We start from the raw sequence: 3,218 nt of genomic DNA, 5'->3' as shown, positions 1-3,218 counted from the left end.
GCCGCGTGGACCGCTCCTCGGCCGGCCGCTGCGCGGCGACGTGGACGCGCTCGGCGCGCACTACGGCGTGCCGGTGCAGCGCGGGCCGGAGGAACTGAAGGACCTGCCGCGCTTCTTCAACCGCGCCGCGAAGCCATCGACCTGAGCGAGCACCAGGTGGCGATCTTCGCGGAGATCGTCGACGCACCGCGGCTCACGGTGGCCGCGATCGTGGAGCGCGCCCGCGCGCTGGTGGCCGACGGCGCCGACGTGATCGACCTCGGCTGCCTGCCGGCCACGCCCTTCGATCACCTGGAAGACAGCGTGAAGGCGCTGAAGGCCGAGGGCTGGAACGTCAGCGTCGACTCGATGAGCGCCGACGAGCTGCTGCGCGGCGGCCGCGCCGGCGCCGACTACCTGCTGAGCCTGAAGCTCGAGACGCTGTGGATCGCCGACGAGGTGGACTCGGTGCCGGTGCTGATCGCCAGCGACCAGGCCGACATGGCCACGCTGCACGAGGCGATCGAGACGATGGAGCGTCGCGGCAAGGCCTACCTGGCCGACCCCATCCTCGACCCGATCCCGTTCGGCTTCACGGCGTCGATCGTGCGCTACCACGCGCTGCGCCAGCGCTACCCCGAGGCGCCGATCATGATGGGCGTGGGCAACGTCACCGAGCTGACCGAGGCCGACACCAGCGGCATCAATGCGCTGCTGTTCGGCCTGTGCGCCGAGCTCGACGTGGCCGCGGTGCTGACCACGCAGGTGAGCCAGCATGCGCGCCGCGCGGTGGCCGAGGCCGACCTGGCGCGCCGCATCATGCACGCCGCCACCCGCCACAACACACTGCCCAAGGGCATGAACGACGGGCTGATGACCACGCACGCGCGGCACCCGTTTCCCGACACGCCGGCCGAGATCGCCGCGACCGCGGCCCAGGTGCGCGACCCGAACTTCCGCGTGCAGATCTCGCCCGAGGGCCTGCACGTCTACAACCGCGACGGCGTGCGCCTGGCGCAGGATGCCTTCGCGCTGTGGCCGCAGCTCGGCCTCGAGGACGACGCCGCGCACGCGTTCTACATGGGCGTGGAACTTGCACGTGCAGAGACCGCGTGGCGGCTCGGCAAGCGCTACGTGCAGGACCAGCCGCTGGACTGGGGCGTCGCGGTGCCGCGGCGCGCCGACGACCTGGACGCCTGGTGTGCCCCCGGAACGACGATGACCCATGGCGGCAAGAAGCCGCCGCCCGCGACGGAATGAACGACCAGATCTTCGAGACCGTGATCACCACGGTGGCCGCCGACGGCACGCCGCATGTTGCGCCCTTCGGCGTGCGCTACCGCGGCGAGCAGGTGGTGCTGATGCCCTTCAAGCCCAGCGCGACGCTGGACAACCTGCGCAGCACGCGGCACGCGGTGCTCAACCTGACGACCGACACGCGGGTGTTCGCCGGCGCCGTGTGCGCGCGCTGGCTGGGGCCGCGCACGTGGCCACTGCTGCCGGCCCAGGCCATCGCCGGCCGGCGGCTCGCCAGCGCGCTGGCGCACAGCGAGCTCGAGCTGCGGCACGACGACGACCACGCAGAGCGCCCCACGCTGACGCTGGCGCGCGTGCTCGACGTGAGCCATGCGCCCTTCCCCGGCTTCAACCGCGCGCAGGCCGCGGTGATCGAGGGCGCGGTGCTGGTGAGCCGGCTGCACATGCTGGCGCCCGACAAGGTCGACACCGAGATGGGCTACCTGCAGATCGCCATCGACAAGACCGCCGGGCCCGAGGAACACGAGGCCTGGGGCTGGCTGCGCGAGGCCGTGGCGCGGCAGCGGGTGCAGGCCGGAGCCGGCACATGAGGCTGCTGGTGAGCGTGCGCAACGTCGAGGAGGCGCTGGCCGCCGCGGCCGCCGGCGTGGATTTCATCGACCTGAAGGAGCCGTCCGCCGGCGCGCTGGGGCACTGCCGCCGGCCACCCTCGAAGCCATCGTCGAGGCGCTGCAGCACGCACCGGGCCGGCGCCCGATCAGCGCGACGATCGGCGACTGCGCCGGCACGACCGAGGTGCTGGAGCGCGTGGCCGAGACCGCCGCCTGCGGTGTCGACTACGTGAAGGTCGGCATCGCGCCCGGCCAGCATGCGCTGCTGGACGCGCTGGCCATGTGCGGCCACGCGGTGGTGCCGGTGTTCGTGGCCGACCACGGCATCGACGGCGCGCTGCTCGCCCGCGCCGGCGCGCTGGCCTTCCCCGCGCTGATGCTCGACACCGAGGACAAGGCGCGCGGCAGCCTGTTCGACATCGCCAGCGAGGTGCAGCTGCAGCGCTTCGTCACGCAGGTGCGGCGCAGCGGCAAGCTGTGCGGCCTGGCCGGCGCGCTGCGCTTCGAGCACCTGGCGCGCCTGCAATCCATCGCGCCCGACTTCGCCGGCTTCCGCAGCGCGGTGTGCAGCGGCGCACGCACCGCCGCACTCGACCCGCAACGCGTGCGGGCGCTGCGCGAGCAGCTGCAGTGCGAGGACGCCGCGCAGGCGGCGTGAGAGAAAACTAGTCAGCGAACGGCCGGCAGCTGAGCGACTCGTCGAGCAGCAGCGCGCGTGCGCGGGTCAGCTCGCCCCTGTGCAGCAGGTCGATCGGGAAAGCCGCCTGGCGCGCGCGCTGCGCGAAGCCGGCGTCCAGCACGCCCGCGTCGCCCAGCTGCGACAGCGTGAGCCGGCCATCGATGGTGCAGGACTTGACGACCAGCAGGCGCTCGGCGTGCAGACGCTGCGCGAGCCACAGCGCCAGGCTGTCGGCGCTGGTGTCCCACGTGGTCAGTTCGTCGGGCCGGCTGCGCAGCAGGTCGAGCGGCAGCCACAGCGCCGTCTGGCCGCCCTTCAGCACGCGCCGCAGCGGCTGCTCGCCGGCGGCGGCCTGCAGCGCCGGGCACAGGCCCTGCAGCATCAGCGCGGTCTGCGCCATGCCGAGCACCGCCATGTTGTGCGCCACCAGGTCGTCGAACTGCCAGTGCGACTGCGCGTCGCGCACCTGGTCGGCGAAGGCGCCGCCACCCGGCACCACGATCACACGGCCACCGCCCAGCTCGGCCAGCAGGTCCAGCCACTGCGGCAGCGACGCATCCTGTTCAGGCTGCCGCCGAGCTTGACGACCCACATCAGGCCGTCTCCCGCACCCGCAGCAGCGCGACCGCCGCGCTGGGGGCACCCACCTGGGCCCGCCGCTGCAGCGCCGCGTCGGCCTGCGGCAGGTCGTC

At 73.2% G+C, this 3,218-nt stretch carries 2 protein-coding genes and 2 pseudogenes; 3 read left to right on the top strand and 1 reads right to left on the bottom strand.

Annotated features, from left to right (window positions below; translation table 11 throughout):
- The 3 genes and pseudogenes from Y694_RS20705 to Y694_RS20695 form a co-directional block, all read left to right on the top strand.
- Positions 1-1,239: pseudogene (locus tag Y694_RS20705) on the top strand (dihydropteroate synthase); the annotation flags it as partial.
- On the top strand, positions 1,236-1,826 hold the full coding sequence (locus Y694_RS20700) for a DUF447 domain-containing protein (protein ID WP_036236118.1): 591 nt from the start codon (positions 1,236-1,238) through the stop codon (positions 1,824-1,826). The pseudogene Y694_RS20705 and the gene Y694_RS20700, both read left to right, overlap by 4 nt.
- Positions 1,823-2,505 (top strand): annotated as a pseudogene (locus tag Y694_RS20695) ((5-formylfuran-3-yl)methyl phosphate synthase). The gene Y694_RS20700 and the pseudogene Y694_RS20695 overlap by 4 nt, the downstream one beginning before the upstream one ends.
- A 7-nt stretch (positions 2,506-2,512) precedes the next feature.
- Here Y694_RS20695 and Y694_RS20690 read toward each other — a convergent pair.
- Positions 2,513-3,118: an aspartate kinase gene (locus tag Y694_RS20690; protein ID WP_310732288.1), complete on the bottom strand. Its 606-nt coding sequence runs from the start codon at positions 3,116-3,118 to the stop codon at positions 2,513-2,515.
- Between the last annotated feature and the right edge of the window lie 100 nt (positions 3,119-3,218).

The organism is Methylibium sp. T29-B (assembly GCF_000576225.1).
GTDB lineage: Bacteria > Pseudomonadota > Gammaproteobacteria > Burkholderiales > Burkholderiaceae_C > Methylibium > Methylibium petroleiphilum.
The sequence above is the reverse complement of the archived record's forward strand: the minus strand, read 5'-3'. Positions and strand labels throughout refer to the sequence as shown.

Coding starts and splice junctions, on each gene's coding strand:
- Y694_RS20700 (WP_036236118.1), top strand. CDS start 1,236: ATGAACGACCAGATCTTCGAGACCGTGATCACCACGGTGGCCGCCGAC.